Annotated in this window: 24 protein-coding genes; 9 read left to right on the forward strand and 15 right to left on the reverse strand. The window is 56.8% G+C overall.

Annotation, left to right across the window (positions count from 1 at the left end; genetic code table 11):
* Positions 1-35: 35 nt before the first annotated feature.
* Positions 36-581, reverse strand: coding sequence for a peptidylprolyl isomerase (locus MJ923_RS11395; RefSeq protein ID WP_240591187.1), 546 nt, complete (start codon positions 579-581; stop codon positions 36-38).
* Positions 582-637: 56 nt separating this feature from the next.
* Positions 638-1417 carry a PhzF family phenazine biosynthesis protein gene (locus MJ923_RS11400; protein ID WP_240591188.1) on the reverse strand — a complete coding sequence of 260 codons (780 nt, stop codon included), beginning with the start codon at positions 1415-1417 and terminating at the stop codon, positions 638-640.
* Positions 1418-1744: 327 nt separating this feature from the next.
* Here MJ923_RS11400 and MJ923_RS11405 point away from each other — a divergent pair, with 327 nt between their 5' ends.
* Positions 1745-2947, forward strand: coding sequence for an ammonium transporter (locus MJ923_RS11405; RefSeq protein ID WP_338092232.1), 1203 nt, complete (start codon positions 1745-1747; stop codon positions 2945-2947).
* 98 nt (positions 2948-3045) lie between these two features.
* Here the strand turns inward: MJ923_RS11405 and yqfB are convergent, their stop codons facing one another.
* A complete protein-coding gene (yqfB, locus tag MJ923_RS11410; RefSeq protein ID WP_240591189.1) occupies positions 3046-3357 on the reverse strand; it encodes a N(4)-acetylcytidine aminohydrolase in 312 nt (103 codons plus the stop codon).
* Between the two features lie 210 nt (positions 3358-3567).
* Between yqfB and MJ923_RS11415 the strand changes: the two genes are divergently transcribed.
* Entirely contained in the window at positions 3568-4365 is a 798-nt protein-coding gene (locus MJ923_RS11415; RefSeq protein WP_240591190.1) for a MerR family transcriptional regulator, read from the forward strand.
* Positions 4366-4411: 46 nt separating this feature from the next.
* Here MJ923_RS11415 and MJ923_RS11420 read toward each other — a convergent pair whose 3' ends face one another.
* A complete protein-coding gene (locus MJ923_RS11420; protein ID WP_240591191.1) occupies positions 4412-4978 on the reverse strand; it encodes a MarR family winged helix-turn-helix transcriptional regulator in 567 nt (188 codons plus the stop codon).
* Between the two features lie 91 nt (positions 4979-5069).
* Between MJ923_RS11420 and MJ923_RS11425 the strand changes: the two genes are divergently transcribed.
* Both MJ923_RS11425 and MJ923_RS11430 read left to right on the forward strand, forming a co-directional pair.
* Positions 5070-5816, forward strand: a complete 747-nt coding sequence (locus MJ923_RS11425) for a hypothetical protein (protein ID WP_240591192.1) — start codon at positions 5070-5072, stop codon at positions 5814-5816.
* A gap of 10 nt (positions 5817-5826) precedes the next feature.
* Positions 5827-6393, forward strand: a complete 567-nt coding sequence (locus MJ923_RS11430) for a peroxiredoxin family protein (RefSeq protein ID WP_240591193.1) — start codon at positions 5827-5829, stop codon at positions 6391-6393.
* A gap of 77 nt (positions 6394-6470) precedes the next feature.
* On the opposite strand, the gene MJ923_RS11435 is transcribed toward MJ923_RS11430, so the two are convergent.
* Complete coding sequence (locus tag MJ923_RS11435) at positions 6471-8111, reverse strand: DEAD/DEAH box helicase (RefSeq protein ID WP_240591194.1); 1641 nt, start codon at positions 8109-8111, stop codon at positions 6471-6473.
* A gap of 209 nt (positions 8112-8320) precedes the next feature.
* Here MJ923_RS11435 and MJ923_RS11440 point away from each other — a divergent pair, with 209 nt between their 5' ends.
* Positions 8321-8845 (forward strand): hypothetical protein, encoded by a 525-nt coding sequence (locus MJ923_RS11440; protein WP_240591195.1) that lies wholly within the window; start codon positions 8321-8323, stop codon positions 8843-8845.
* Between the two features lies 1 nt (position 8846).
* On the opposite strand, the gene MJ923_RS11445 is transcribed toward MJ923_RS11440, so the two are convergent.
* From MJ923_RS11445 to nirK, 5 genes are all read right to left on the reverse strand, one after another.
* Positions 8847-9620 carry a Crp/Fnr family transcriptional regulator gene (locus tag MJ923_RS11445; RefSeq protein WP_240591196.1) on the reverse strand — a complete coding sequence of 258 codons (774 nt, stop codon included), beginning with the start codon at positions 9618-9620 and terminating at the stop codon, positions 8847-8849.
* 217 nt (positions 9621-9837) lie between these two features.
* Entirely contained in the window at positions 9838-10326 is a 489-nt protein-coding gene (locus tag MJ923_RS11450) for a copper chaperone PCu(A)C (protein WP_240591197.1), read from the reverse strand.
* A gap of 24 nt (positions 10327-10350) precedes the next feature.
* Positions 10351-10977 carry an SCO family protein gene (locus tag MJ923_RS11455; protein ID WP_240591198.1) on the reverse strand — a complete coding sequence of 209 codons (627 nt, stop codon included), beginning with the start codon at positions 10975-10977 and terminating at the stop codon, positions 10351-10353.
* 19 nt (positions 10978-10996) lie between these two features.
* A complete protein-coding gene (locus MJ923_RS11460) occupies positions 10997-11905 on the reverse strand; it encodes a hypothetical protein (RefSeq protein ID WP_240591199.1) in 909 nt (302 codons plus the stop codon).
* Positions 11906-11978: 73 nt separating this feature from the next.
* The gene (nirK, locus tag MJ923_RS11465) at positions 11979-13160 is read right to left on the reverse strand and encodes a copper-containing nitrite reductase (RefSeq protein WP_240591200.1); all 1182 of its coding nucleotides are present in this window, start codon (positions 13158-13160) and stop codon (positions 11979-11981) included.
* Positions 13161-13450: 290 nt separating this feature from the next.
* Between nirK and MJ923_RS11470 the strand changes: the two genes are divergently transcribed.
* The 3 genes from MJ923_RS11470 to cydC all read left to right on the forward strand — a co-directional run bounded on the left by MJ923_RS11470 (position 13451) and on the right by cydC (position 18471).
* Positions 13451-14713, forward strand: coding sequence for a DUF3626 domain-containing protein (locus tag MJ923_RS11470; RefSeq protein ID WP_240591201.1), 1263 nt, complete (start codon positions 13451-13453; stop codon positions 14711-14713).
* A gap of 186 nt (positions 14714-14899) precedes the next feature.
* Positions 14900-16747 (forward strand): heme ABC transporter permease/ATP-binding protein CydD, encoded by a 1848-nt coding sequence (gene cydD, locus MJ923_RS11475; protein WP_240591202.1) that lies wholly within the window; start codon positions 14900-14902, stop codon positions 16745-16747.
* Positions 16744-18471 carry a heme ABC transporter ATP-binding protein/permease CydC gene (gene cydC / locus MJ923_RS11480; protein WP_240591203.1) on the forward strand — a complete coding sequence of 576 codons (1728 nt, stop codon included), beginning with the start codon at positions 16744-16746 and terminating at the stop codon, positions 18469-18471. Before cydD ends, cydC begins: the two co-directional genes overlap by 4 nt.
* An 87-nt stretch (positions 18472-18558) precedes the next feature.
* Here cydC and MJ923_RS11485 read toward each other — a convergent pair whose 3' ends face one another.
* The 5 genes from MJ923_RS11485 to MJ923_RS11505 all read right to left on the reverse strand — a co-directional run bounded on the left by MJ923_RS11485 (position 18559) and on the right by MJ923_RS11505 (position 24999).
* Positions 18559-18735, reverse strand: a complete 177-nt coding sequence (locus MJ923_RS11485; protein WP_240591204.1) for a helix-turn-helix domain-containing protein — start codon at positions 18733-18735, stop codon at positions 18559-18561.
* 119 nt (positions 18736-18854) lie between these two features.
* Complete coding sequence (gene putA, locus MJ923_RS11490) at positions 18855-22031, reverse strand: bifunctional proline dehydrogenase/L-glutamate gamma-semialdehyde dehydrogenase PutA (RefSeq protein ID WP_240591205.1); 3177 nt, start codon at positions 22029-22031, stop codon at positions 18855-18857.
* A 274-nt stretch (positions 22032-22305) separates the two neighbouring features.
* Positions 22306-22878: a TIGR04211 family SH3 domain-containing protein gene (locus tag MJ923_RS11495; protein ID WP_420854460.1), complete on the reverse strand. Its 573-nt coding sequence runs from the start codon at positions 22876-22878 to the stop codon at positions 22306-22308.
* A 153-nt stretch (positions 22879-23031) separates the two neighbouring features.
* Positions 23032-24303: an inorganic phosphate transporter gene (locus MJ923_RS11500; protein WP_126167883.1), complete on the reverse strand. Its 1272-nt coding sequence runs from the start codon at positions 24301-24303 to the stop codon at positions 23032-23034.
* Positions 24304-24318: 15 nt separating this feature from the next.
* Positions 24319-24999: a TIGR00153 family protein gene (locus MJ923_RS11505; RefSeq protein WP_126167882.1), complete on the reverse strand. Its 681-nt coding sequence runs from the start codon at positions 24997-24999 to the stop codon at positions 24319-24321.
* Positions 25000-25233: 234 nt separating this feature from the next.
* On the opposite strand from MJ923_RS11505, the gene MJ923_RS11510 reads away from it, so the two are divergent.
* The gene (locus tag MJ923_RS11510; protein WP_240591207.1) at positions 25234-26697 is read left to right on the forward strand and encodes a CYTH domain-containing protein; all 1464 of its coding nucleotides are present in this window, start codon (positions 25234-25236) and stop codon (positions 26695-26697) included.
* Positions 26698-26751: the final 54 nt, after the last annotated feature.

Consider the following 26751-nt stretch of genomic DNA (forward strand, 5'->3'; position numbering starts at 1 on the left):
GTTTCCCTTTCAATTGAGTCTTTGAAGCTGTGGGCTCAGTGCAGTCGAATGGCCTTGATGATGACCGGTGTTTTTGGCTCATGGAAGGCAATTTTTTTGTCATCATCGTAATATTTTTCAATGACTTCCACATTGGCGATAGCATCCAGAACGGCTTGACCTTCAACCAGTTGCCCAAACACTGTGTAGCGGCCATCAAGATGGGGCCTAGCTTCATGGCAGATGTAAAATTCGGTGGAGCCTGAATTGGGGTCTTCATCCCTGGCCAATCCAAGTGTGCCCTTGATATGGGGATGGCTGTTGAATTCCGCCTCCACCATGGGCTCGATGTTTTCATCCAGGCTGCCCGCCTGGATCACATGGCCCTTTACTACCCGATAAAATGGCTTGCCGTTGTACCAGCCACTGGCGGCCAGCCGCTGGAAGTTGGCCACGGTTTTGGGCGCCTCGCTCGGGAAGAACTCAAAGGTCATTTCCCCCATATTGGTTTCTATGGTGGCCAGGTTGTCGGCGCGCCCCTCGGGGCTCAGCAGCACAAAGGCAGCAGCGGCAATGCAAAGCAGGTAACGGGCAGGGTTCATGGGTTATTCCTTTTATATTATTGGGTTATGTTCTAATTTCTTGATGTGTTGTCCGGCTAAATGTGGATTTGCCCCACCAGATAATCGGCGGCCTTACCTTCCAGGCTTACCCGTTCGCCCTGCAAATGGCACATCACAGTGCCGGGGCGTGACGATATTTGCCTGCCGATAAGCTCGTGCTTACCGAGCCGCGCAGCCCAGTATGGCGCAAGCTCGCAGTGGGCCGAGCCTGTGACCGGATCTTCATCCACCTTGAGCGCCGGAAAAAAGCAGCGGCTGACAAAGTCCACTTCATCTCCGGGCGCTGTGACTACCACGCCTCTGAGGGGCAGGTTCAGCCAGTGCGACAGCGTGGGCGTAAGATTCTTGAGGGTGGCTTCATCCTTTACCCGAATGAGGTAATCGAACCCCGCCAGCACCTCTAAAGGCTCAGCATTCAGGCCGCGAAGCAGCGCTGCAGGCACCTCACAGGCGGTGGGCATGGTGGCAGGGAAGTCGAGTCGGTACCCATGCTGGGTGCGTGCCACCCTGAGTGTGCCGCTGCGGGTAAAAAAAGCCACTGAGTCGGGTTGCCAGCCCAAATGGGTAAATATCACATGGGCCGCGGCGAGGGTGGCATGGCCGCACAGGTCAACCTCTTCCCCGGGGGTGAACCAACGCAGGGCAAAGCCGTCGGCTACAGGGATGAAAAATGCGGTCTCGGACAGGTTGTTCTCGGCTGCTATTTGTTGCAGCAGGGCATCGTCCAGCCACTGCTGCAGAGGGCACACGGCGGCAGGGTTGCCTTCAAATACCCGCTCGGCAAAAGCATCCACCTGATAAATGTCGAGTTTCATTCACATTCCTTATGTTGATATCAGCTTTGTTTGTCACAGATTTAGCCCAGAAGGTCAATCCTTGTTCGCGGCAGCGACCGTGCGTCAGCCGCTGGCCGTTGCGGATTGTGCACTTAATTGGTGCACGCTTTTGGTGCGCAGGCACCAATTGAGTGCGCTACCAAGTGATTTTTTATGCACTTTATTTGCGCGTGGCTGCACTGCAATGGCGCGCGGGCGGCGCTGATGCCCCAAGGCATAAGGCGCTGCCAGTCTGGCCTGCTTTTTGAATTCTGCTACTCATTAACATTTTGGCATCAATTGGTGCCCGACTTTGGGGGATACAAGGTGGAGTCATTGAAAGCGGGCACAGATGTGCTGTTTATTCTGCTGGGGGCCATCATGATTTTGGCCATGCACGCCGGGTTTGCGTTTTTGGAGCTGGGTACGGTGCGGCGTAAAAATCAGGTCAATGCGCTGGTGAAAATTCTCACCGACTTCTGTGTGTCAGCCATGGCGTACTTCTTTATTGGCTACGGCATTGCCTACGGGGTGAATTTTTATGCGCCTGTGTCTGAATTGTCAGTGGATAACGGCTATGAAATGGTGAAGTTCTTCTTCCTGCTGACCTTTGCCGCGGCGATTCCAGCCATTGTGTCCGGCGGCATTGCCGAGCGGGCCAGATTCAAACCGCAACTGCTGGCGACCTTTTTGCTGGTGGGCTTTGTGTACCCACTGTTTGAAGGCATGATTTGGAACAACAACTACGGCGTACAGGACAGCCTGAGTCAGTGGTTTGGCGCGCCATTCCATGACTTCGCAGGGTCAGTGGTGGTGCACGCGGTGGGGGGCTGGATTGGCCTTGCCGCGGTGCTGATGCTGGGTGCCCGCAAGGGGCGCTATCACAAAGACGGTTTGATGACCGCCTTCCCGCCGTCCAGCATCCCTTTTCTGGCACTGGGGGCCTGGATTTTGATTGTGGGGTGGTTTGGTTTTAACGTGATGAGCGCGCAAAAAGTGGAAGGCATTTCCGGACTGGTGGCGCTTAACTCGCTGATGGCCATGGTGGGCGGCACTCTAACCGCCATGCTGTTTGGCCGCAACGACCCCGGCTTTATTCATAACGGCCCGCTGGCGGGCCTGGTGGCGGTGTGCGCTGGCTCTGACATCATGCATCCCCTCGGCAGCCTGGTGGTGGGCGCTGTGGCTGGCGCCCTGTTTGTGTGGCTGTTTACTGCCACCCAAAACCGCTGGAAGATTGATGATGTGCTTGGGGTGTGGCCGCTGCATGGCCTCTGTGGTGCCTGGGGCGGTATAGCGGCGGGGGTTTTTGGTCTGGAGGCGCTGGGCGGTGCCGGCGGTGTATCGCTGGCGACTCAGGTGGTTGGTACCCTGATGGGGATTGCGGTGGCGCTGCTCGGCGGCCTTGTAGTTTACGGCACGCTGAAAAAGCTCACCGGCATTCGCCTCGATGAGGAGCAGGAATACATAGGCGCTGACCTCGCCATTCATAAGATAAGCGCATCCCCCGAGCGGGAGTCGTTCCGCTGAAGTTTCAGTGATTCTCAAGCGGCAGGCAAAGGCAAGGGCTTCCCTTGCCTTTTTGCTTTTCGGCTTAGTCGAAGATAGTCAGGCGCAGCCGCGCTAGGTCAGGCGAGGCGGTATTCAATCACATACAGCGATTCAATGCCGGGATAAATCTCGCGAATAAGCGGCTTTAGCTTATCCAGCGTCAGATACTCCTGGCGGGCATGTTCCTCGGTCAGTTCATCGAAGTTCACCGGCGTGACCGAGATAATGTCGATATCACAAAACCAGCGGTCTGTTTCCAGTGTGTGCACCGCTACCCGGGTGCCGGGGACGTAGTGGCTCTCGGCTTCATCGCGGATGGTGATGGTCTTGTCGCCAGAGAGAATAATCGGCTCGAACCGCTCAAAAAAAGTAATTTTGGTTGGATGCACCGCAGGCTCCATCTTGGTGTTGAATGAGGTTGCCCCATTGTACCCCTGAAGCGCCTTGGTGGCAGGCCTTTGGGCTATTTTGCCAGGCTGAATCAACAAATCCCGTAAACAGGGTAAAATTTTGCTTGCGTCTCACGTTACGTGAGGCCCAAGACTTGCTGTTGTGTCCAGTTAGGGCGCGGATGTATGGACGGTTTTTAAGGAGAGCCTGTGGCGCTGTACAGTGTCAGTGAGCTGGCCAGATTGGCCGGGGTGAGTGTGCGAACCCTGCATCACTATGATGAAACAGGGATATTGTGCCCCAGTGGTCGCAGCGCGGGCGGTTACAGGCTGTATGGCGACAAAGAGCTAATCCGGCTGCAGCAAATCCTGATGTATCGGGAGCTTGGGCTCAAACTCGCCGATATCAAAGCGTTGATGCATAGCTCTGAGAACAGCCCTGAGCACAGTTCAGATCAACAGATGCTCGCTTGCCTTAAAGGCCAATATCAACAGCTTGGCGGCCGCATCGCCCACTTTGAAAAACTTCGGGGCATGCTGGCATTGACCATCGACAGGCTCGAGAACGGGCCGCAGGAGTCTTGGATGACAGATAAACATGCAGCAACGGCGCTTTTCAGTGACTTCAGTGACAAGGCGCGCAGCGAAGAAGCCCTGCGTAAAGAAGCGGTAGCAAAGTGGGGTGAGGAAGCAGTTGCCAAAGGTGGCAGCGGCAGGGATGGACTGACGCCATCGCAAAAGGCGGTGCTGGACGCAGAAGGTGAGGCCATTGCCAGGGCGCTTGCCGGTTTATTGGGCGAGACGCCTGGATCTGACAAGGTGCAGGCGCTGATGCAGCGTCAGCATCGGTGGCTCAGTGCCAATGGCGAGTGCCCCAGGGCGCGGCTTCCCATGCTGGCGGCCATGTACCTTGCAGACGACAGATTCAGGCAGTTTTACGATCGCTTCGGCGAAGGCACGGCAGCGCTGATGCACGATGGTCTGCTGGCCTATGCGGCGAACGACTGAGTTTGTACTGTTCCAGTAAAACCGGCGTAATGCCGGTTTTTACTTGCTAATCAATACCTTCATATTCACGGCAGATAAGCCGGGTATCCGCCTCAGACAGAGCATCACCGGTCAGACCGCATTGGAAATGCCCTTCTGTTGGGCTTTGGTTGTAGCGGCACTGGCGGCACACACCGAAGGCGCGGCCACCATTGGCCTGTTGCAGCTGCTTTAACAGCTCAGTGAGGGCGCCTTGCAGCCGGGTGTCGACTCCATGCTCTGCGTGCAAAGCACAAAGCAGGGGAGACTGGGTCAGTTCACTGAGTAATGCCAATCCGACGTCTGAAGGTTTGAGGTGCACCACCCGCTTGTCTTTGGCATCGGCCTGGCGCTCAATCAGCCCCTTTTTCTCCAATACCTTCAGCGTTTGCGACACAGTGCCCTTGGTCTGGCCCAGGTATTCACACAGAGCCATCAGGGTGTCCGAGTAGCGGTTGCACTCTCCCAGATAGCACAGGGCATCGAACTGCACCGGAAGCAGCCCCAACTCGACTAATTTGTTTCGCCTTTCGCCGCGCAGCAGCGCCGCAATGCGTTCCAGCAACTGCTGGATCTGGATGGTTTCTGACGTCATGAAATAATTGTATCGCCTCGAAACTATGTTGACAAGACTGGATCATTTTGGTTTTAATTGTTTCGACTCAAAACAATTAAGGAGATCCACAATGAAACCGTCACAACTCGCCATTGCAACCCTGTCAGGTTTGCTGTTCAGTGCAGCCGCCATCGGCCACGGCGCTCATCAGGGCGGCATTCAGGCCAAAACCGATAAGGCGATAGAATCCACCTTTGACATAGTGCATGCCAAAATCACCACCAAGGGCAATGTGGCAACTTTCCACATGGGCGTGGAGGGGGAGGCCGGTAGCCTTATTCCCAAGGCCGGTGGCAAGCTCGCGGGCGCTTCGGCCTTTGCCTATGTGTGGCCCACCAGTATCGACAGTGGTGAAGTGGGCTTTGACGCCGGGGCTGGCATTCTGGCGCTGGCGGTGGCGAGCCACCCGGACTTTGACGATACGCCGCTGTTTGATGAAAACGGCGATAACAATACCGACAATGATGGCGACCTGTGGCACAGCCATTGGGTGGTATTGGTAGCCGATGACGCGTGCGGCCCCGGCAAGCTCAAGGTGAAGGATATACCCGAAGGAGCGCGCCCCAAGCTGCCCAAGACCTGGCCCGGTTTGCCCCTGTATATCGACAGCCCCGGCTTTGACCCGCTGCTGAGCGGCGACAGAGTCGAGGTGAAGGTGCCGTTCGACAATATCGATGTTGTGACGTCCGCCAGTTTTGATGGGGTGACGTCGGGGCTTAGAGTCAGCGCCAATCTGCATGCGCCGCTGTTTTGCGTGGTGGATGTGTTCGATGTGGCCTCTGGCGACCTGAGTCTGCCGGGCAAGGTGAATCATTAAGGAGCCTTTTATGTCGCACATCGAATTTCCGCTGGCGCCAGAGCTTGCTGTCAGTGGCTGGCTGAATACGCCAAAACCCTTAAGCCTTGAGGACTTTCGTGGCAAGCCACTGCTGATTTACGTCTTTCAGATGCTGTGTCCCGCCTGCATCAGCCATGGTCTGCCGCAACTTGCCCGGGTGGCGAGTACCTTCGGTGATGACATTGCCATTATAGGGCTGCACTCGGTGTTTGAGCATCACGGTGTCATGGGGCCTGAGGCGCTGCAGGCCTTTGTGCATGAGTATCGGCTCAGGTTTCCCATCGCTATCGACCGTCCGGCGGGACGCATTCCCGAGACCATGGCCCGCTGGGGATTTCAGGGCACGCCGACTCTGGTGCTGCTGGATGCGGACGGGCGGCAGAGGATGCAACATCTGGGGCCGCTGGAAGATATGAAGCTCGGTAAGGCGATAGGCGCTCTGCTGATGCAAGAGACCCTGCTGGCACGGCAGTTCAATCACCGTGAGGCTTCAGAATCTGGCATGTCAGCCGATTCAGGTGCTGAGTTATGTGACGACAGGCTCTGCCAGTTATAACAAGCCGCCTCGGTGACGCTTGTCTCAAACAAAAAACCGGCCAATGGCCGGTTTTTTTATGGTCTCGCCGGGCAAGATTAGCCCTGATTGCGATCGCCACCTTTGGCATTGCTGCGCGGGCGCTGCTGGCCTTGTGGGTGCTGGCCTTGAGCGCGATTGCCGCTGCGGGGTTTGCTGTTGGCAGCTCTGTCTGTCTTCGCGCGGTCATTGCGAGCGCCGCTTTGACGGTTGCTGTCGCTGCGGGAACTGTCATTACGGGAACTGTCATTACGAGCTTTGTCGCTGCGGCCATGCTCTGCACGGGGGCGATCGCTGCGGGGCTTATCAGTGCGCGGCCTGTCACTTCGCGGATGGTCAGTGCGAGCCTGGTCGTTACCGGCTCTTTCGCGGCGTGGCTGTTCGCTGCGGGAGTGGCTTCTGTCCTGCTGGTTGCGCTCTTCCTGAGCCCGGCTGCCCTGACGTTGCTTGGGCTGAGCATTGCGGCCCTGGCCCTGAGGTTTACGGCCCTGGCTGTTATTGCCGGGCTTGCCACCCTGCTTATTGCCTGGCTTGGATTTACCCTGATTTTCGCTGGCTGGCAGGCCGTGAACCGGCTCAAAACCGACAAACTCTTTGCGCGGCAGCGACTGCTTGATCAGTCGTTCGATATCCCTTAATTGCTTGGCTTCTTCACTGGATACCAGTGATGCGGCTTCACCGCTGGCACCGGCGCGGCCGGTACGGCCAATGCGGTGTACATAGTCTTCCGGCACGTGGGGCAGTTCGAAGTTCACTACGTTGGGCAGTTCGTTAATGTCGATACCACGGGCGGCGATGTCGGTGGCAATCAGCATCCGAATGGCGCCGCGCTTAAAGTCGGCCAGCGCCTGGGTGCGGGCGTTCTGGCTCTTGTTGCCGTGAATGGCGGCGGCCTTAATGCCTTCGGCGTCCATTTGGCGTACCAGACGGTTGGCGCCGTGCTTGGTGCGGCAAAATACCAGCACCTGCTGCCAGTGATAGAAGCGGGTCAGCTCGGCCAGCAGTGCCGGCTTCTTGGTTTTGTCCACCGGCACAATCCACTGCTTGACGGTTTCGGCGGCACTGTTTTTCGGCGTAACAGATACCTCGGCTGGGTTGTGCAGCAGTCCGTGGGCCAGGGTGCGGATTTCTTCCGAAAAGGTGGCAGAGAACAGCAGGTTCTGACGCTTGGCTGGCAGCAGCTTGAGGATGCGGCGAATGTCGTGAATAAAGCCCATGTCCAGCATGCGGTCGGCTTCATCCAGCACCAGAATATCCAGCCCGGAAAAGCTCACCACACCTTGCTGGTGCAGGTCGAGCAAGCGTCCGGGGGTGGCCACCAGAATGTCTACACCGCGGCGCAGGGTGGTGATCTGCGGACCAATGCCCACGCCACCGAATACCACTGTGCTCTTGAGTGGCAAAAACTTGCTGTATGCGTGGATATTTTCACCGATTTGTGCGGCCAGTTCGCGGGTTGGCGTCAGAATAAGTGCCCGAACCTGCTTGGGGCCGGCCTTTTGGGTTTGAGACAGTAATTCCAGCAAGGGCAGGGTAAAGCCGGCGGTCTTGCCGGTACCGGTTTGGGCTGCGGCAAGCAGGTCCCGTCCTTTCAGTACCACAGGAATTGCCTGCGCCTGAATGGGAGAGGGGGTTTTATAGCCCTTATGATCGAGGGCTTTGAGGATGGGAGCCGACAGTCCCAGAGAGGCAAAACTCATGCAGTGTACTCTTGCTGGCAGGAAAAGTGCCCGCTGCAAAGGCCAGTCTTTACGCGGGGGCGCAAGCTTACCAAAGCATAGGCCTTACCGCCATCGCAGGGAGGGAATTTTGCGATTGTTCAGTGCCTTTTCAGTTTCATCCCCGTTTAATGGGGATCTGAAACACTGATTGGCAATACCAACTGACTGTCAGCAACAAAGGATGAAACATGAAATATCAGCTAATGACTGCCGCCGCAGCGGCTCTGGCATTGTCGGGCTGTGGCTGGTTCGGTGGCGATGAAAAAGCGGCACTCGAGCAGGCCTGGCTTAACAAGGATGTGGAAATAAAACAGGCGGTTGAGCAAATTCGTACCCAGGGGCTGGAGGCGGTGGCGAGCAGCGCTCAGGCAGGTTCAGTGGCCGCCTGTGTGGCCGACCGACTGGCGAAAGACCCACTTGGGGAACTCGCCACCGTAGAAGGCGCGCTGGCTGAGTCTGCCAAGGTAGCTGAGCTTCTGGCTGAGCTTGAAAACCTGATGTCGCAGGAATTCAGTTTCGATAGCGCTGCCAGCTTGCTGCAAAAGGGTGCCGATATGGCCGCCTATGCCAAGGTGTTGATTGAAGAGCAAGGACTGGAGGGCGCTTCCAGGAGCCTCGCCGCCATGGCCACTCAGGCAGAATCTTTTGCCCAGCAAGACCTTGGCGCTCATTTTCAAACCCTTATCGAAGGTTGTAAAACCAGCGCCAACTGAGTCATTCGGCCTTGGTGGGAATGGTGCTTTGGCGTCTGGGCTCCCTCGCCATCGCCATGGGGCAGCGACCGCAACTGCTGCTGGCAGGCTGTTGAATATTGGCGTAAAGCTTGGCCAGATCGGGAATATTGATAAGCCCTCTGGACTCTTCGATGATGCCTTCGCTGTTCATCTTTTTAATCAGCCGGGAGAAGGTTTCCGGCTGAATCGATAGCCGTGACGCCAGCGTTCGCTTGGGCACATCCAGCGTCAGCTCGCCGCTGTTGGCGCCGGAGCGCTTGCTGTGGCGCACCAAAAACAGCATCAGTCGGTTTTCGGCATTTTGCAGGGTCAGGTTTTCGATCTCCTGCAAATCCTTGTGCAGACGCATGCTCATGGTCGCCATCACCGCCAGGCAGGCTTCGGAGTTTTGCTTCAGCAGCCCCAGATAGGTTTCGGCATCGAAGCTGATTAGCTCGCAGCCCTGCACCGCCTGAGCCGACACCGGATAAAACGGCTGCTGGTTGAATATCAGCGCTTCGGCAAAAGTGTTGAGGGGGCGAACCACCTCCAGCACCTTGAGCTGCCCCTGGCTACTGGTAATGTACAACTGCAGATTGCCTTCCATCACCAGATAAAAGCGCCGTGCCTCGTCCTGGCGATGAAACAGATGTTGCTGCGGCGCCAGATGAATACGGCTGGCGCTGCTCATCAGCACTGCCAGCTCGTGGCTGTTGAAGGAAGAAAACAGGTGGTGCGCCTGGATCCTTTGGCTGGTTTTGGTATCTGTGATCATCTTGCTCCCCCGGTGATTCGCGAAAAGTTGCGCTGCTGCACACCGTGGAATCGGGTATCTATTAAATAAAGCGATACGGGTATTCATCTGGTAAAGCAGGGTTTTATTTGCATCTTTTCCTTTGGGCAAGCTAAGTCACATTTTGATTTGATTCCTTGATCTGGATCGCCTGTAGCGCGATAGCAGCACAGGCATCCTTAATGGTTGCCGTTTGGTGTCAGTGATGATGCTCATGCCCGGTTGCACCTGAGGCATCTGCCGCAGGCCCCTTGATGACTTTGGCTTCAATCTGACGTTCACTGCCATCATCGAAGTGGGCGGTGAACTGCAGGGATTCGCCCTCGGCGGGCACCCGTGACATCGCCATAATCATGCCGTGCAGCCCCATGGGCGCCAGGCTGACCATGGCATGGGGCGCAATGTCTATCTGCTCGACCCGCTGCATTTTGATGCTGTCGCCCTGATGCACGCTTTGGTGCAGTTCAACCCGACCATCGGCAGTGGTGATGGCGATGAGCGCAACTGGCGTGTCGGCGCCGTTGTGCAGGGTGAGATACAGCGGCAAAGCCCGCGCAGATGGCGGCATGGCACGCACCCAGGCGTCATGCACCATCACATCGGCGGCCATGGCGGATGTGGTGAACAGCAAGGCGGCGAGGCATCCAAGGTTGAACAGTTTTGCAGGCATAGTCAGCTTTACAGACATAATCAGCTCCGTTTGTAAAAGTTATCAGGCGCCAGGGGCGGCAAGCAGCGCCGAAAGTTCGGTCTGCATTTCATCCAGCGGGGTGCCGGTGTAGAAAAAGCCTCTGACCCGCCCTTTGGGGTCGAGCACAAAAATCTTGGCGGTGTGGGAGTAGAGATACCCCTTAGCCCCGGTGTCCTTGGCTTCCAGGCTGAGTTTTTTGTACTCGGTGGTCACCTTATCGTCGGCAAGTTTGCTGTAATCGGCGTGGTACAGGGCTGCCACTTGGTCGGTTTTGGCGCGCTCGTCCACCAGACCGATAAAGCTTGGGTCGAAGTAGCTCAGGTATTTGTTCAGGTGCGCCGGGGTGTCGTAGTCGCTGTCGATACTGACAAACAGCACCTGGATCCGGCTGCGCTCATCATCGGGCATGCGCTGCATCAATTGGCTCACATGGGCCATGGTGGTGGGGCAGATGTCGGCGCAGTTGGTGTAGCCGAAGAACATCATGACCACCTTGCCACGAAAGTCGGTCAGCGAGACGGTATCGCCTCTGCTGCTTTGCATACTGAAATCGCCGCCTATGCCCTTGAGTACCGGCATCCCGGCGAGCGCGGCTGAACTTGCCAGCCCCAGTGCGGCTGCCAGGGGGATGAGAGTGCGAAGTTTCATCTTTGGTCTCCTTTGAAAATTAACAGCGGATTTCGGCGCCAAGGTCGGTCACAGGTGGCAGATAGGTTTCGCGGTACTCCTGCGCCTGCGCCTCGCCATCCTCGATTAACACTGTCATTTGCACCTCAATCTGAGCCAGCTCTTCTTCCCCTTCGGCGTTCCACGCCCGCCATTGATACTCAAATCCAACCCGATACATGCCGGGCTGCTCCGAGGGTTGCAGGTTGAAGTTCTTGATTTCGCGCCGACTCCTGACGTAGTGCAGCGACTGCAAAAAACCGAGGTAGCCTGCTGCGTCCGCCGGACCTTTCTCGGCCGCCACAAAGCCCTGTGTGCCTATTTGCTTTGTGACCGGGGTGATTGTCTCCGGATTATCGAGCTGCTCAGTCCAGCGAAACACCAGTGCTTTGATGAGGTTGGTCTCGCTGGCGCTGCGGTAGTTGGAGTCGAAGTCGTCAATTTCATGCACCTGAGGGGTAAGGGCGCTGAGTTTCAGCGTTTGGCTGTCGAACACAAGCTCGGCCTCCAGATAATGCCCGCGGGTCTCGCCGCTGTTGCTGCGGGGCAGGAATTCCAGCGTTACTGCGACCCGTTGCTGACGGCTGTCGTGGCGGTTCTCGTCGCTATCTTCGGGGGTTACCGACAACAGATGATGGGCGCCGCCAGCGGAGCTTTGTGCATATTCCGGCAGTGAGATCTCGGCATTGGCGTTGGTCAGCGTGGTTGGGATCTGCCCCTGATCCAACTTGCCATACCACTGATACACGGCAGCATTGATGGCGTAATCACGGCCATTTTCTTCGGCGGCATGGGCGACGCTTATTAAGCACAGCAGAGGCAAACACAGCAGTGACAAATACAGAAGCGATAAGCCCGGTAATGCCAGGTTTTGCCGAATTGCTGGCAAAGCACTCAGGAGTCTGACCATGACGCCTCCTTCATTTTGCGGCTGAATGCGCCGGGCCAAAGCTGGCCCGGCAATGGCGGGTAACGCCCTTTACTCAGGCGATGGCAGAAGGCTTTCTCACCTGTACCATCAGGTTGTCGTCCCACTCTCCATCCACCTTGATGTGGGCGGCGGCGCCTTTCATGATGGCTTCAATCAGATTGTGGTTAACGTAGGCATGCAGCCCGGGTTGACGGAAGGTATACAGAGCTGCGGCCGCGCTGCCACCTGCGACCATCCAGGTTTCCAAATCCCGTTGTGGCCGGTCACTGAAAGAGCCTGCTGCCCAGACATAATCGCCATGGCCGCCGATGATATGGGGACGGGTGTCGCGGTTGGCCTGGGAGTGAATAAACAGCACCGACTCGCCCACTTTGGCTGGCATGGCATTCTTGCCGGTGAGGGCACCCACGGCGCCGTTGAACACGATGTGGGATGGCGTCAGGGTCTTCATGGCGGCCAGCACTTCTTCCATGCTTTCCATCAACAGCTTGTATTGCTTGTATTGGCCTTTTTCATCCTTGGGCACGTAAAAGTCGGCTTCGCCAATGTAGTAAGCGCGGTCGTAGTGCAGTGGGTTGCCGTCGCCATCGCTCAGGCCTTCCCGTGGCAATACCATGATGGCACCGTGCATGCCCATGGCCACGTGCCAGGGGATCATGATGCCGCCGGGGGCGCAGTGATACACAAAGGTGCCGGCCTTGGTGGCCTTGAAACGGAAACACACTTCCTGACCGGGTGCGACCAGGGTCAGCTCGCCACCACCCAGGGCGCCGGTGGCGCTGTGCAAATCGATATTGTGGGACAACACATTGGTCTTGGGATTGACCAGTGTCAGCTCTACATAGTCATGCTGATGGCACACAATCAGTGGGCCTGGCACGCTGCCATTGAAGGCGCACACCCAGGCTTTTACGCCATTTTCGAGCTCAATTTGCTTCTCTTCGACTTCGAGCCGTACCTCGATGACCTTGGGTTTGCCGCTGGCCACCTGATCATGTTTGGGCACCATTGGCGGCGGCACCAGTTCCTGCTTTACCCTTTCCAGTTGGTCGGCGGTGTAATTGGCCATGCGGTCGCTTTTGGCCTTTGCGCTGGCCGTTGCCGCCTGAGCGCCTGAGCTCATCAAACCTGATGCCAGCCCCAGCCCTACCATTCCGGCACCCACTGAACCGCCGAGGAACTGGCGGCGCTGTTGATTGAATTCGGCAGGCTGCTGCTCTATTTTGTCTTTCATAAATGACTCCACTCGATTATGTCGCTTATTGTGTGGGCCTGTGGCCCTTGTGATGGTGAAATTTGCATCGATTGGTGTCTAAATTAACGCCGCCATGGCAAAAGCAATTGATGCAAGTCAACTGGCGAAAAAAACTTTCCCCTGACGTTAGCGGTAGCGCTAAGTTGATGAGCTAAATGAATAAAATTAAAAGGATTAAACTCCTTTAATATTCATGGAGCTTAGGGCCATCCTTTGCTATCTTGGCGGTAATTCTCATCGCCAACGGGCATGTCCCGGGAAGTACTGCAATGCCCACGGCCCGCGCGCCCCATTTTGCCGCCATCGATAATCTCAGCCACTACGCCCGCAGTCGTCGGGACGGGGCGCTGGCGATTATTCGCAATGTGCTGCAGATGTCGGATATTTCCCCCGCCCGCTTTAATGCCGCCATGCAGGCCATTGCCAGCCATGGTCAGGTGGCGCTGCATTTTCATCCCGACAGGTTCGACAGCCGTGGCCTGATGGTGGCCGAGGGCCTGGCGCAGGACGGCCGTTACCGCTGTCAGTTCGAGACCCGGGTTTCCAGCGGTTTGTTGTCGCCGGAAATTGGTGGTGCCCGCGATCATTGGGAGCGCAGCTTTTTTGGTGAAGTGAGTAACGAGTTAACGGCCAGGCCCAAATATGGCGCGCTGGATCTGCTGCGAGCCCCCAACGGCCCGGCGCCCCGATTCGGCAGTTGCTATCTATTGACCAAGCCAGAAGTGCTTGAAAGAGCGACCTTTTGCTTTCACGACTCCTATCGCAACCCCTGTGACAAGGGCACTGCCGAGGCGTTTGAGCTGGTGATGGCCGCGCTTTTGACCGAGAGTTTTGAGCGCCGTTATGCCCTGGGGGAATACGGTCTGTCGCCGGGCAAATTGATAGAAAGGTTGCTGATTACCCTGAATGAGGATGTGCAGCATCGCTTCATGCGGCCGCTGGCGGGCAATCTGGATCACTACATCGAAGCGCAAATTCATGGGCCTGTGCTGCTTGGCAACGATATCGACGCATTGGTGGCCGACCCAAGTTTCAGGGGCACCGAAATTGAGCCGCTGCTCAATACCCTGGCGAGCCGTTATGACATTAATCTGATGTGGCATCGCGGGTTGTCGCTGGCGGTTGAGGATGTGGTAAGCGATTTTCGTGGCCCGTCGATGCCAACATTGGCCAGGCGGGTTGCGATTGACGGCCAAATCAATGCCTACGCCATCGGCGTTGCCGCAAGAGAAGTGAGCCGTTTCCCCACCCGCTGGCGTGACCGGGGGCATCAGGCTGATGTGCTCAGTGAGCTTAAATGGCTGTGGCATCTGCTGGTACGTTATGGCTCTACCACCGACTGCTGCGCCCCTGAGCCTGATGGGTATGGCGCTGACATCGACCTGCCGCCGGAGCAGGAAGCTGGTGGGGAAAGTGGCGTTGGGGAAAGTGGCGTTGGGCAAAGTGGCGTCGGGGATACAGCAAAGCCACCCGTTACTGACTCCAGTGCCAAGGCGGATGAAGCCGTGCCCGACAAGCCGAGCCGGCAGTAACTTCCTTAACCCAGACTTAAGGCTTTTTTTGATCTGGCGCAAATTTTGTGAATCCCTTAACAAATCAGTCTGCTCGGGTTTATTCGTTAAGAAAACGCTGAGATACTGCCTCCCTGCCGTCGTTTCCGGTCCAGTTGTTGGGCCCAGGTGCAGGGCCCCAATATCGGGCTTGGATGCAGGATATTCATGGACAAATCCCTCGAAAAACAACTTTCCCAGTGGCTGAAGAGTCGCAAAGGCGCCTGCGGTCCCTTTTTGGCATTCAGCGTCGCCCTCGGTGTGCTTGGTGGCGTGCTGCTGATAGCGCAGGCTTTTGTTATCGCAAGCATTCTTTCGGCCGTGGTTATGGAAGCCGCCACGCCATCTTCCTTTGTCAGCGAGTTTGGCGCCCTGGCGGCATTGATTGTGGCCAGAGCCTTATGTGCCTGGGGCCGTGAGCGGCTGGGGTTTGAGGCCGGGCGCCGACTGAGACTTGGCTTACGTCAGCAGGTGCTCACCCGGCTGACCGAACTGGGGCCCGCCTTTGTCAAGGGCAAGCCCCTTGGCAGTTGGGGCGCTGTGGTGATTGAGCAAATTGAAGATTTGCACGACTTTTACGCCCGCTACCTGCCGCAGCTGTCGATTGCGGCGCTGATCCCGCTGATTATTCTTGCCTGCGTATTCCCGATGAACTGGGCGGCGGGCCTTATCCTGCTCGGCACTGCGCCGCTTATTCCACTGTTTATGATCCTGGTGGGTATGGGCGCCGCCGATGCCAATCGCAAGCATTTCTCGGCGCTGCAGCGGCTCTCCGGCCACTTTATGGACCGGCTAAAAGGGCTGGTGACACTGCGGCTGTTTCACCGCGCCGACGCCGAAGGCAAGGCCATCGAAAAGGCCTCGGATGAGTTTCGAAGCCGCACCATGGCAGTGCTTAGGATGGCGTTTTTAAGCTCGGCAGTGCTGGAGTTTTTTGCCGCTATCAGCATTGCGTTGGTGGCGGTGTACTTTGGTTTCAGTTATCTCGGTCATCTGGATTTTGGCCACTACGACCTCGGGATAAGCCTGTTTACCGGCCTGTTTGTGCTGATGCTGGCACCGGAGTTTTATCAGCCGCTTCGGGACATGGGCACCCACTACCATGCCAAGGCGCAGGCAGTGGCCGCGGCCGAAGCCTTATCTGAGCTGCTAAGCCTTGAAAACAGTGCCCATCGGGGCAAGCAGCCTGTGCCGCAGCAGTTTGAGATTGTGTCGAAAGACTTAATCATTCACAGCCATCAGGGCGCCAAACTCGCAGGCCCTTTAAGCTTTACCCTGAAGCCGGGGGAGCGACTTGCGATTGTTGGGCCTTCTGGTTCGGGCAAGACCAGCTTACTCAATGCCTTACTGGGCTTTTTGCCCATAAGCGGTGAGCTTTCTGTGGGCGGGGTGAACTTCCATGAACTGGACATGGGCGACTGGCGCCGAACCATCGCCTGGCTTGGGCAGGAGCCGCATTTGTTCCACGGCAGCTTAAAGGACAATATCGCCATGGGCCGCAGCCTTGATGAAAAGGCATTGCTGGGGCTGTGCGACAAGGCGCAGATTGGCGACTATGTTGCGTCGTTGCCAAAGGGGCTTGAGCATCCCATCGGCGAAGACGGTGGCGGCCTGTCGGTGGGGCAGGCCCAGCGTTTTGCGTTGGCGCGGGCGCTTGCCGGTGAGCCGGAACTCTTCTTGCTGGATGAGCCCGGTGCCAGCCTGGATGTGGACAGCGAGCAACGGGTGATGGCGGCTATCCATGGCGAAAGCCTGGGTAAAAGCCTGCTGATGGTTAGCCACCGCCTGGATGAGCTTGAGCGCCTCGATGGGGTGCTGGTGATGGATGCCGGGCAAATCGTTGAGCGTGGCACTGTGGCTGAGCTCAGTGCATCAGGTGGGCTTTTTGCATCCCTGTTGGCCGAGTCTGGATTGGCCGAAGCAGGAATGCCCGAAGCAGGAATGGCATGGCCAGGTTCAGAGCTGGAAGTACAGGCACAGGAACAGGAACCGCAACTGGGAGGAGATGCATCATGAGTCTGTTCAAGCTCTTCTTACCACTGCTGAAACGCCAATGGCTGATGATGTTCACCGGGCTGCTGCTTGCCATCACCACGCTGCTTGCGGGAATTGGACTGCTGTCGCTTTCCGGCTGGTTTTTATCGGCCACGGCGGTGGCGGGGCTCAGTGTTGCCACAGCTCAGGCGTTTAACTTCTTTACCCCCGCAGGCGGGGTGCGTTTCTTATCCATTGCCCGTACTGCCAGCCGTTATGGCGAGCGTTTGGCGACCCACGAGGCCACGTTCCGCCTGCTGACTGAGCTTAGGGTAAAGGTGTGGCGCGCGCTCATGCCCCTTGGCGATCGTGAGCTGAGTCGTTTTCGCCGTGGTGAGCTTTTGAATCGGCTGGTGGCCGATATCGATACCCTGGATCACTTCTATCTGCGATTGATGGTGCCCATGGGCGCCTTTTTGGCGGTGTTGCTGGCGCTGTTTGCCTTTATTGGCTGGTTCGATACCAAGCTTGCTCTGGTGCTTTGTGGCGGCTTGCTCGCCTGTTTGCTGCTTATCCCTGTAACCTTCTATTTGCTTGGTCGAAACAGTGCCGCTGCCGTGGTAAACGGTAAGCGCCGTTACCGGGTGCTTACCATGGAATACCTTGGCGGTATTGCCGAGCTGTCGCTGTTTGGCGCTTTGGTGGGTTATCGCAATAGTCTCGATGGCGCTGAGACAGATTGGCAAAAAGCCCAGGCGCGGATGGCGAGTCTGCAGGGCCTGTCCCAGGCGGTGATTATTCTCGCCCACGGCGCGCTGGTGCTGACAATGCTGTATCTGGCCGCATCCGGTGTGGGTGAGCGGGTGCCTCCGGGGCCTCTCGCGGCCATGGTACTGTTTGCCTCACTGGCGGTAATGGAAATGATGATGCCGCTGGCTGGCGCCTTTACTCAGCTATCAGGCTGCCTTGCAGCCAGCGATAGGGTGAAGGCACTGATAGATACCGAGTCTTCCATTGCCTTTGGGCCGCAGCCTCAAGCCGCCAGCGGTGACCTGCGCTTCGATGCCGTGTATTTTGGCTATGATGCCAATACCCAGGTGCTCAGCGGCCTTGAGCTGACCGTCCCTGCGGGCTCACGAGTGGCAATTCTGGGTAAAACCGGTGTGGGCAAGTCGAGCCTATTTACCCTGCTGACCCGGGGCTATGATGCCGACAGCGGTCGCATTTCCATCGGCAATACGGATATTGGGCAGCTCTCGGAAGCGGCGCTGCGGGCATCGATGACAGTGGTGAGCCAGCGGGTGCATCTGTTCGCAGGCTCGCTTCGGGATAACCTTGCTATCGCCTGTGAGCACAAACCAAGCGATGAGGCGCTGCTGGAGGTACTTGCCAGGGTGGATTTGGCCTATCTTGCCGAGGGGGAAGAAGGGCTTAAGGTCTGGATAGGTGAGGGCGGCCGTATGCTCTCTGGCGGTGAGCAGCGCCGGATTGGTATTGCCAGGGCTCTGCTCAGGGACACGCCCTTGCTGCTGCTTGATGAGCCCACCGAAGGCCTCGACAGACGCACTGAGCGGCGGATGCTGGCGCAGCTGTTTGCCCACGCCGAAGGCAAAACCCTTGTCATGATCAGCCACCGCCTGACCGCCATGGCTCAGATGGACGCGATTCATTTGCTGGAAAATGGCCGGATTGTCGCCAGTGACAGCCATGATGAGCTGCTTGGCAGTCATCCGGAGTATCGGGCGCTTTCCCTCGCCAAGGGCTAAAAAGCGGTTAATTCGACAATAAAAAACAGGGCCTTTGCCCTGTTTTTTGCCTCTTGGTTAGTCCAAACCGGGTTAGTCCAAACCGGGTTAACCAAGCCTTTTTGAAAACTCAAGGTAGCGCATTACTTCGTCTTCTTTGAACATCAAATCATCACCTTCTCCCTGAGCCGAGAGCAGGTTTTCCCGTGCATAACGCTTGATGGTGATGGGTTTTTGGTTGAGGATTTTCGCGACCTCATCCAATGTCAGCATTTTATCGCTCATCTGGCCTGTCCTGTGTGGGTTGCTACTGGGGATTTTTCAAGTATAGACAAAGTCTGCTTAAGGCAAGAAAAACAAAAAGCCGGGCATCAGCCCGGCTTTCTTTTACGCGAAATGCGTTATCAATCAGCGTCACCCAGCGACAGCAGGGTGGCGTTGCCGCCGATGGCGGTGATGTTGTTGGTGCGGGTCTTTTCGGTCACGAAACGAGTCAGGTAGTGTGGACCACCGGCCTTTGGACCGGTACCAGACAGGCCCTGACCACCGAATGGCTGCACGCCAACCACGGCACCAATCTGGTTGCGGTTGATGTACACGTTACCCACGTTCACCTTGTCGGCAACTTCCAGGGCATGGCCTTCGTTGCGGCTGTGGATCCCCAGGGTCAGACCGAAACCGGTAGAGTTGATTTCGTCGATAACCTTGCCAAGGTCGGCAGCCTTGTAACGCACCACGTGCAGGATAGGACCAAAGTTTTCTTTGCTCAGCACCTTGATGGAGTCGATTTCCACCGCGGTTGGCGCCACGAAGTGACCGTTCTCGGTACCTTGTGGCAGACGCAGCTGGTGAATAGGACGACCCACTTGGTTGATGTGGTCGATATGGGCGTTCAGGTTGGCCTTGGCGGCAGCATCGATAACCGGGCCCACGTCGGTTTTCACCGAGTTGGGGTTACCCACAGTCAGCTCGTCCATGGCGCCTTTGAGCACCTCAAGTACGCGATCGGCAATGTCTTCCTGCAGGTACAGCACCCGCAGTGCCGAGCAGCGCTGACCGGCGCTGGTGAAGGCAGAAGAAACAACGTCATTCACAACCTGCTCAGGCTGGCTGGTGGAGTCAACCACCATGGCGTTCTGACCACCTGTCTCGGCAATCAGCGGGATAATGGCGCCTTCGCGGCCAGCCAGGGCACGGTTGATCACCTTGGCAGTCACGGTAGAACCGGTAAAGCACACGCCGCCGATACGCTCATCAGCGGTCAGCTTGGCGCCTACAAGGGCACCGGTGCCTGGCAGGAATTGCAGCACATCTTTTGGAATACCGGCTTCGTGGGCCAGCTGTACGGCGCGGAAACCAACCAGACAGGTCTGCTCGGCAGGCTTGGCGATAACTGTGTTACCGGTTGCCAGCGCGGCAGCCACCTGGCCGAGGAAGATGGCCAGCGGGAAGTTCCATGGGCTGATACACACGAAGGGGCCACGGCCCTGGAGGAACAGCTCGTTCAGCTCGCCTGTAGGGCCAGGCAACAGTTCGGGCTTGCTCATCATCTTCTTGGCCTGAACGGCGTAGTAGCGGCAGAAGTCCACGGCTTCGCGCACTTCATCGATACCGTCCTGAATGCTCTTACCGGCTTCACGGGTACAGAGGGCAATCAGTTCTTCGCGGTTTTCTTCCAGCAGATCTGCCAGCTTTTGCAGGGCATTGGCGCGGGTTTCAACCGGAGTACGGCACCAGGAAGCAAACGCGCGGTCGGCACCTGCCAGTGCCTGCTCAATGGCAGTCTCGTCGGCGAAGGCGACCTGACCCACCTTCTGGGTGGTGTCGTATGGGCTTAACACGTCACGGACTTCGCCGGACAGGGTTTCACCGTTTACCAGCGGGCCAGCGGTCCACTGAGTGTCCTTGAACTTCTCCAGGGCGGCGAAGAAAGGCTCGGATTCGGAAATGATGTTCATATTGAGTCCCTTGGAGTTTTTGCGCTCAGCACCGAAGATGTCGGCGGGCTGTACTATCTTGTTGTTTGCCAGGGTCTTGTAGCCTTGCAGGGTTTTCAGCGGGTGGGTCACCAGCGACTCGATTGGCGTCTTGGGATCAACCAGCTTGTGTACAAATGAGGTGTTGGCACCGTTTTCCAGCAGACGACGCACCAGGTAAGGCAGCAGGTCTTTGTGGGCACCGATAGGGGCGTAGATACGCACCGTGGGTACGGCTGCTTCGGCCAGCAGGGTGTCATACAGCTCCTGACCCATACCGTGCAGACGCTGGAACTCGTACTTGCGATCGCCAACCATGGAGGTGATGGCGGCCACGGTTTGTGCGTTGTGGCTGGCAAACTGCGGATAGATCACGCCGCGGGTAGCCTCAGACAGCAGATAACGGGCACAGGCAAGGTAAGACACGTCGGTAGCGGCCTTGCGGGTAAACAGCGGATAGCCGCCTTCGCCGGCCTGCTGAGCCCACTTGAGTTCGCTGTCCCAGTAAGCGCCTTTCACCAGGCGCAGCGGGATTTCATCACCCTGTTCTTTGGCAAGGCGAGTCAGCCACATCAGCACTGGCAGGGCGCGCTTGGAGTAAGCCTGCACCACGATACCCAGCTGACCCCAGCCTTTTGAGGCATCGGACTGATACAGCTTCTTGAACAGCTTCAGTGACAGCTCGAGACGGTCAACCTCTTCGGCGTCGATCTGGATACCGACATTGAGGCTGCGCGCCTGCTGCACCAGCTTAACCAGGGTGTCGTACAGCTCGGTCATTACCCGGTCTTCGTTGGCCACTTCGTAGCGTGGGTGCAGCGCAGACAGCTTGATGGAGATGGTTGGACGCGGGGCTTCGGTTTCGTCGAACTGGCCTGTGCCCAGCGCCTGAATGGCGTTGGAGTAGTCGCGGAAGTACTTGTCGGCGTCCTTGGTGGTCAGGGCCGCTTCACCCAGCATGTCGTAGGAGTGGGTGTAACCCAGCTTGCGCTTGTCGACCGCGTTTTTCAGACCTTCTTCGATGGTGCGGCCCAGTACGAACTGCTTGCCCATGATCTTCATGGCGGCGTACATGGCCTGACGAATGACAGGTTCGCCAAGACGGTTAACCAGACGGCTCAGCAGGTTGCTTGGCGTGCCGTCCATGTTTTTGTCGAGTTTGACAATCTTGCCGGTCAGCATCAGACCCCAGGTAGAGGCGTTTACCAGCACAGAGTCACTCTTGGACATGTGCTCGTCCCACTTGGCACCAGAGAGCTTGTCCGCGATCAGGGCATCGGCGGTCTCGGCATCGGGAATACGCAGCAGGGCTTCGGCCAGACACATGAGAATAATGCCTTCCTGGGTTTCCAGGGAGTACTGCTGCAGGAAGGCATCGATGCCGACCATTAGGCCTTTCTTCTCGTACTGACGTACTTTAGCCACCAGATCGTGGGCACGACTGGTGACGCGTGTGATCTCTTCGTCGCTCGACGGAACCAGCGCGATCAGCTCCTTGAGGTAGGCTTCCTCATCAACGATGTAGTTATGACTGATCAGACTGAACAATTCGTCGAGATTGGCGTTGTCGTAACGACCTGCCAGTACTTCACTCGCTTTGAACATAGTTATCTTTCCATCTGGGCCGGTTAAGGGGTAATCGGGTAGTACGGCTCGGCTTCACCCGAAGCTCCGGCGGACGTCTTTTTCATTTTGTATACAATTTGACGCCTCGGGCGCGTGAATTATACATGCAAAATGTGATCGGTGACACTGGACGGCGAACTAATGTGAAGATTGTTTGATTTGGATTAATCGAGGCGGGCGTAACGCACAATTGACAAGGCCCGGTCGTTTGAAACTGGCCGGGCCTTGGGGATTTTTAAGGAGGATTTCGCGGTTAATTCATCCAGCGACCGGCGCGTTTGCGCTGGGGTCTTGGCAGGTAAACCAGAATCACACCAAGGAACAAACCGATAGCGGCAATAATGCCCCCTTCCTGCCAGTGACGGATGCGCTCGTTGTCACGCAGGGACTCGGCTTCGGCCTGGGCTTTGTCGCGGGCTTCTTCGGCGCTGGCCTTGTCGGCGGTGGCGGCACGCACCAGCTCATCGGCACGGGCCAGTTGTTCACGCAGGTTGCCAATGGTACCGGCGCTGTCTTTGAATTCTTCGCGAACTGATGCCAGCTCAGCCTTGCTGTCACTGAGGGCCTGCTCGGCTTCTTCCAGCTTTTGTCTCAGGCTCTTGTCGCTGCTCAGGGCATCGGCACGTACCCAGCCTTCACGGCCACGGTGGTCGACGATTTTGGCGTAGTCGTTGGAGGTTTCGCCGGTGAAGGTGACTGGCGTACCGGCGCTGACACTGCCCAGAATACGGAAGCTGGTGCCCGGGCCATTGTGCAGATAGACGTAGATATCATCGGAGATTACACGGGACTGGCCCTCGGCCATCAGCGCGGGAGAAAGGAGCAGGGCTCCGGCAAGAAAAAGGGGTCTGAGCACAGATAACATCTCATCAGCAAAAGTGTGCCACCATGCTAGGGATTTGGGGCGCTCAATGCAAGAGGGAAGTCTTGCGACTTCCCTCTTGATTTTGGCTCTTGTTCAGTGAGTTAAACTGACGTGTCAGCCGCCGAAAATACCGCGGATGATATAGAAGAACACGATGGACAGACCGGCGCCCGCAGGCAGGGTAACAACCCAGCTGACTACGATGTTGCGCACAACGCCCAGGTTGATAGCCGCAATACCACGGGCCATACCTACACCCAGTACCGCACCCACCAGAGTCTGAGTGGTGGAGATTGGCAAACCGGTACCCGAGGCGATAACCACGGTAGAGGCAGCCGCCAGCTCAGCGGCAAAACCACGGCTTGGGGTCAGGTGAGTGATGTTCTTGCCGATGGTTTGCATTACGCGCTTACCAAAGATGGCCAGACCAAACACGATACCGAAGGCGCCCAGAGGCAGAATCCACCAAACCAGTGCAGACTTGGAAGCGATTTCACCACCGCTGTTCACCACAGATACTACGGCAGCCAGAGGGCCGATGGCGTTGGCCACGTCGTTGGAGCCGTGGGCGAAAGCCATACAGCACGCAGACACAACCATCAGCACGGCAAACACTTTTTCCACGTTGGCAAACTGGGTGTGGCGATCAGCTTTATCGGCCATTTTCAGGCGGCTGATAAAGATTTTACCCACGATAGCCACGGCAATACCGATGGCGATGGCCAGCGCATAAGCCTCAACGGCAGAGAAGTGCAGACCAACGTGCTTCAGGCCCTTCTTGATGGTCACCAGTGACATCACAAAACCAGCCAGTGCCATGTAGAAGGGCACGAAACGCTTGGCGTTGTCGAGCGGATTATCGGTATTGAAAATCAGCTTCTGCGCACTTTGGAAAATCAGGAAGGCGATAAAACCAGAGATGGCCGGGGTCACAATCCAGGAGCCCACGATACCGGTAACCTTACCCCAGGCTACCGCTTCGGTGCCCACACCCACAGCGGCAAAGCCGATGATGGCGCCCACAATAGAGTGGGTGGTAGATACAGGCCAGCCCAGAGCGGATGCCACAACCAACCAGATCCCGGCAGCCAGCAGCGCCGAAATCATGCCGTATACCAGCAAATGTGGTACTTCGGCAAAATAACCGGCATCGATAATGCCGTTACGGATGGTGCTGGTTACTTCGCCGCCAGCCAGATAGGCGCCGGAGAATTCAAAGATCATCGCAATGATGATCGCCTGCTTGATGGTAATGGCGTTGGAACCTACAGAGGTACCCATGGCGTTGGCTACGTCGTTAGCGCCAATACCCCAAGCCATCAAGAAACCGAATGCAGCCGCAATGCCAATAAGCCAAGGGCCATAGGTGACAAAAATATCAACCATAATAGAAAACCTTCGTTATACGCGAGCCAACATCAGCTCTAAACGGGAACCGACTCGCTCGGCCAGGTCAGCCAGATCGCCAACCCATTCGATGATTTTATAGAGGAACATCACGTCAACGGCGCTCATGCCTTCTTCGATGGCATACAGGCCGCGGCGGACGGCGATTTGCAGATCGTCAGTGTCTTCTTCGATAGCGTCGAGTTCACGGACCATCTTTTCAACCAGGGCCACTTCACGACCACGGAAACCGGCTTCAAGCAGTTCGTCGAGTTCGTTGATGGCTTCTTTGGCCAGTGCTACCGCGTCCAGACAACGCTTGAGGTAGGCCATAAAAGGTTCCTGGATCGGGGCAGGGATAACCAGGTTGCGGCCGATAATACGACCAGAGATGTCTTTTGTTTTATTGGCAATCTTGTCTTGCTGGGTCAAAAGCTCCAGCAGATCGGTTCGTTCAACGGGCATGAACAGACCGCCAGGCAAGGTCAGACGGATTTCACGCTTCAATGCGTCCGCTTCTTTTTCTGCCTTGTTGATTTGCTTGCGAAGTTCGGTTGCTTTATCCCAGTCGCCTGAGGTTGTGGCTTCAAAGAAGGGAACCAGGATATTGGCACACTCGTGCACTTTGTCGATGTGCTCTTGCAGAGGCTTGATTGGCGATTTTGCAAACACGCCCAAAATGGAGTTTACTGGCATAGCCGTTTACCTATGTAGGTTATTCCACTATTGGAAAATTGCGGGCGCATGGTAACTCATGCGTCCCCGTATTGAAACTGTGTTTTTACCTAAAAAACGTCAGTCTTTATACTATCGGGTTATAACCTAACCCGCGGCGCAAATCATACTGACGAATTATGACAGCTATGTGACATTATGACGCCAAGGTGTCAGTTCGATGAATTTTTGATGACGCAGTAAGGCCTTGACCCCATGGATGCCGAGATAGAACTCAAGCTTTTTTTCCTTCCTGAATTTAAAGATACCCTCATTACTGAGATCAATCACCTGTTTGTAGAGACTTTTCAGACAGATGTCATGCTCAGTAATGGTTATTTCGATACAGACGCACTGCAACTGCGCAGTTGGGACATGGGATTGCGGGTCCGCGGCCGAAACGGCAAGCGGGAGCAAACCATCAAAACGGCCGGAAAAGTGGTCGGCGGCATTCACAGCCGTCCCGAATATAATGTCGATATTGACACAGATACCCCGGATCTTACGCTGTTCCCAGCACGTATCTGGCCTGAGGACGCCGACCTTGCCGATACCCAGGCCAAGCTCAATTGCGTGTTTCACACCGACTTTCGCCGTCTGACCTGGCTGGTGAGCGAGGGGGCAAGCCAAGTCGAGATTGCCCTCGATGAAGGCACTGTTCGCAGTGGGAATCGTGAAGAGCCCTTATGCGAGCTCGAATTTGAACTGATGTCAGGTCAGGCCGCTGATCTGCTGACGTTGGCTGAAAAGCTGATGGCCAGGGTGCCGATGCGACTGGGTAAGGCCAGTAAGGCGCAGCGTGGCTACCGTTTGGCCGGGCTGGGTGCCAAACCCATGTTGGCACAGCTCGATACTGTGCCACTGCCGCCCCAGTGCAGCGCTGCCGAGGCTTTTGCGGCAACACTTGAAACTGCGCTTGAGCGTTGGCAACTGCTGGAAGATGCCATAGCTCAGTCGGCCGCCGATCCGCAAAGTGCGGCGCCGCTGTGGGCAAGGCTGCGCACCTGCATTGGTTTGCTTGAGGCCGGTTGCCGTCAATTTGGTGCCTTGAGTGACAACCTGCAAAGCGGCTTTGGCCAGGTTCGCCGTGCGCTCGCCTTTGTGGATGATGCGGTGGCACTCTCGGCCATTGCCGAAAACCGTGACTCCCTGTTTGGTCGGCGTCCCGATGCGCAGCGCTGGCAAACTGAAGCGCAAAACTGGATGGCTCAGGAGAGTGTCCAGGCCAGGCTCGAATCACTTTGGCGCCTGCCGGCCTATGGCAAGGTGCAGCTCGAGCTGGTGACCTTGCTGTTTGGCAATCCAGTAGAAAGCGATTTGGCTGTTAAGCAGGTGGCCAATCAGTTGCAACAGGCCTCTTGGGAGGGCATTCAGCAACTGATGCCCGCTAAAGCGTCTACCACTGACTTTCTTGCACTGGGCGCTGCGCTTGATGATGCGTTGCTGGTTGGTCTGGCTTACGGCGAGCTCTACAGTGCTGATGCCCGCAGGCAGTACCGTGCCCCCTGGCAGGACCTGCGCCGGGGTATAGATGCACTGCGCGCCTATGTGCTGCTTGGTGATATGGCGGGCCCTGATGCCGAAATGCAGGACTGGCTTGAAGACAAGGCGCTGAGTTTGATGCATGCCCTTGAGCAGAGCCATAAGAGCGCCCTGGCGCAGCCGCCCTATTGGCGTTAAGCACAGCAGCTAACAAACCCGGAAAAGTGCTTAAAAACAACAAAGCCCGCCGAA

Origin of the sequence: Shewanella zhuhaiensis (genome assembly GCF_022484835.1) — a bacterium.
Taxonomy (GTDB): domain Bacteria; phylum Pseudomonadota; class Gammaproteobacteria; order Enterobacterales; family Shewanellaceae; genus Shewanella; species Shewanella khirikhana.

Bases quoted from the DNA above. Each gene is read 5' to 3' on its own strand.
- MJ923_RS11395 (WP_240591187.1), bottom strand. From the start codon at position 581: ATGAACCCTGCCCGTTACCTGCTTTGCATTGCCGCTGCTGCCTTTGTG.
- MJ923_RS11400 (WP_240591188.1), bottom strand. From the start codon at position 1,417: ATGAAACTCGACATTTATCAGGTGGATGCTTTTGCCGAGCGGGTATTT.
- MJ923_RS11420 (WP_240591191.1), bottom strand. From the start codon at position 4,978: ATGACGTCAGAAACCATCCAGATCCAGCAGTTGCTGGAACGCATTGCG.
- MJ923_RS11425 (WP_240591192.1), top strand. From the start codon at position 5,070: ATGAAACCGTCACAACTCGCCATTGCAACCCTGTCAGGTTTGCTGTTC.
- MJ923_RS11430 (WP_240591193.1), top strand. From the start codon at position 5,827: ATGTCGCACATCGAATTTCCGCTGGCGCCAGAGCTTGCTGTCAGTGGC.
- MJ923_RS11435 (WP_240591194.1), bottom strand. From the start codon at position 8,111: ATGAGTTTTGCCTCTCTGGGACTGTCGGCTCCCATCCTCAAAGCCCTC.
- MJ923_RS11440 (WP_240591195.1), top strand. From the start codon at position 8,321: ATGAAATATCAGCTAATGACTGCCGCCGCAGCGGCTCTGGCATTGTCG.
- MJ923_RS11445 (WP_240591196.1), bottom strand. From the start codon at position 9,620: ATGATCACAGATACCAAAACCAGCCAAAGGATCCAGGCGCACCACCTG.
- MJ923_RS11450 (WP_240591197.1), bottom strand. From the start codon at position 10,326: ATGTCTGTAAAGCTGACTATGCCTGCAAAACTGTTCAACCTTGGATGC.
- MJ923_RS11455 (WP_240591198.1), bottom strand. From the start codon at position 10,977: ATGAAACTTCGCACTCTCATCCCCCTGGCAGCCGCACTGGGGCTGGCA.
- MJ923_RS11460 (WP_240591199.1), bottom strand. From the start codon at position 11,905: ATGGTCAGACTCCTGAGTGCTTTGCCAGCAATTCGGCAAAACCTGGCA.
- nirK (WP_240591200.1), bottom strand. From the start codon at position 13,160: ATGAAAGACAAAATAGAGCAGCAGCCTGCCGAATTCAATCAACAGCGC.
- MJ923_RS11470 (WP_240591201.1), top strand. From the start codon at position 13,451: ATGCCCACGGCCCGCGCGCCCCATTTTGCCGCCATCGATAATCTCAGC.
- cydD (WP_240591202.1), top strand. From the start codon at position 14,900: ATGGACAAATCCCTCGAAAAACAACTTTCCCAGTGGCTGAAGAGTCGC.
- cydC (WP_240591203.1), top strand. From the start codon at position 16,744: ATGAGTCTGTTCAAGCTCTTCTTACCACTGCTGAAACGCCAATGGCTG.
- MJ923_RS11485 (WP_240591204.1), bottom strand. From the start codon at position 18,735: ATGAGCGATAAAATGCTGACATTGGATGAGGTCGCGAAAATCCTCAAC.
- putA (WP_240591205.1), bottom strand. From the start codon at position 22,031: ATGTTCAAAGCGAGTGAAGTACTGGCAGGTCGTTACGACAACGCCAAT.
- MJ923_RS11500 (WP_126167883.1), bottom strand. From the start codon at position 24,303: ATGGTTGATATTTTTGTCACCTATGGCCCTTGGCTTATTGGCATTGCG.
- MJ923_RS11505 (WP_126167882.1), bottom strand. From the start codon at position 24,999: ATGCCAGTAAACTCCATTTTGGGCGTGTTTGCAAAATCGCCAATCAAG.
- MJ923_RS11510 (WP_240591207.1), top strand. From the start codon at position 25,234: ATGGATGCCGAGATAGAACTCAAGCTTTTTTTCCTTCCTGAATTTAAA.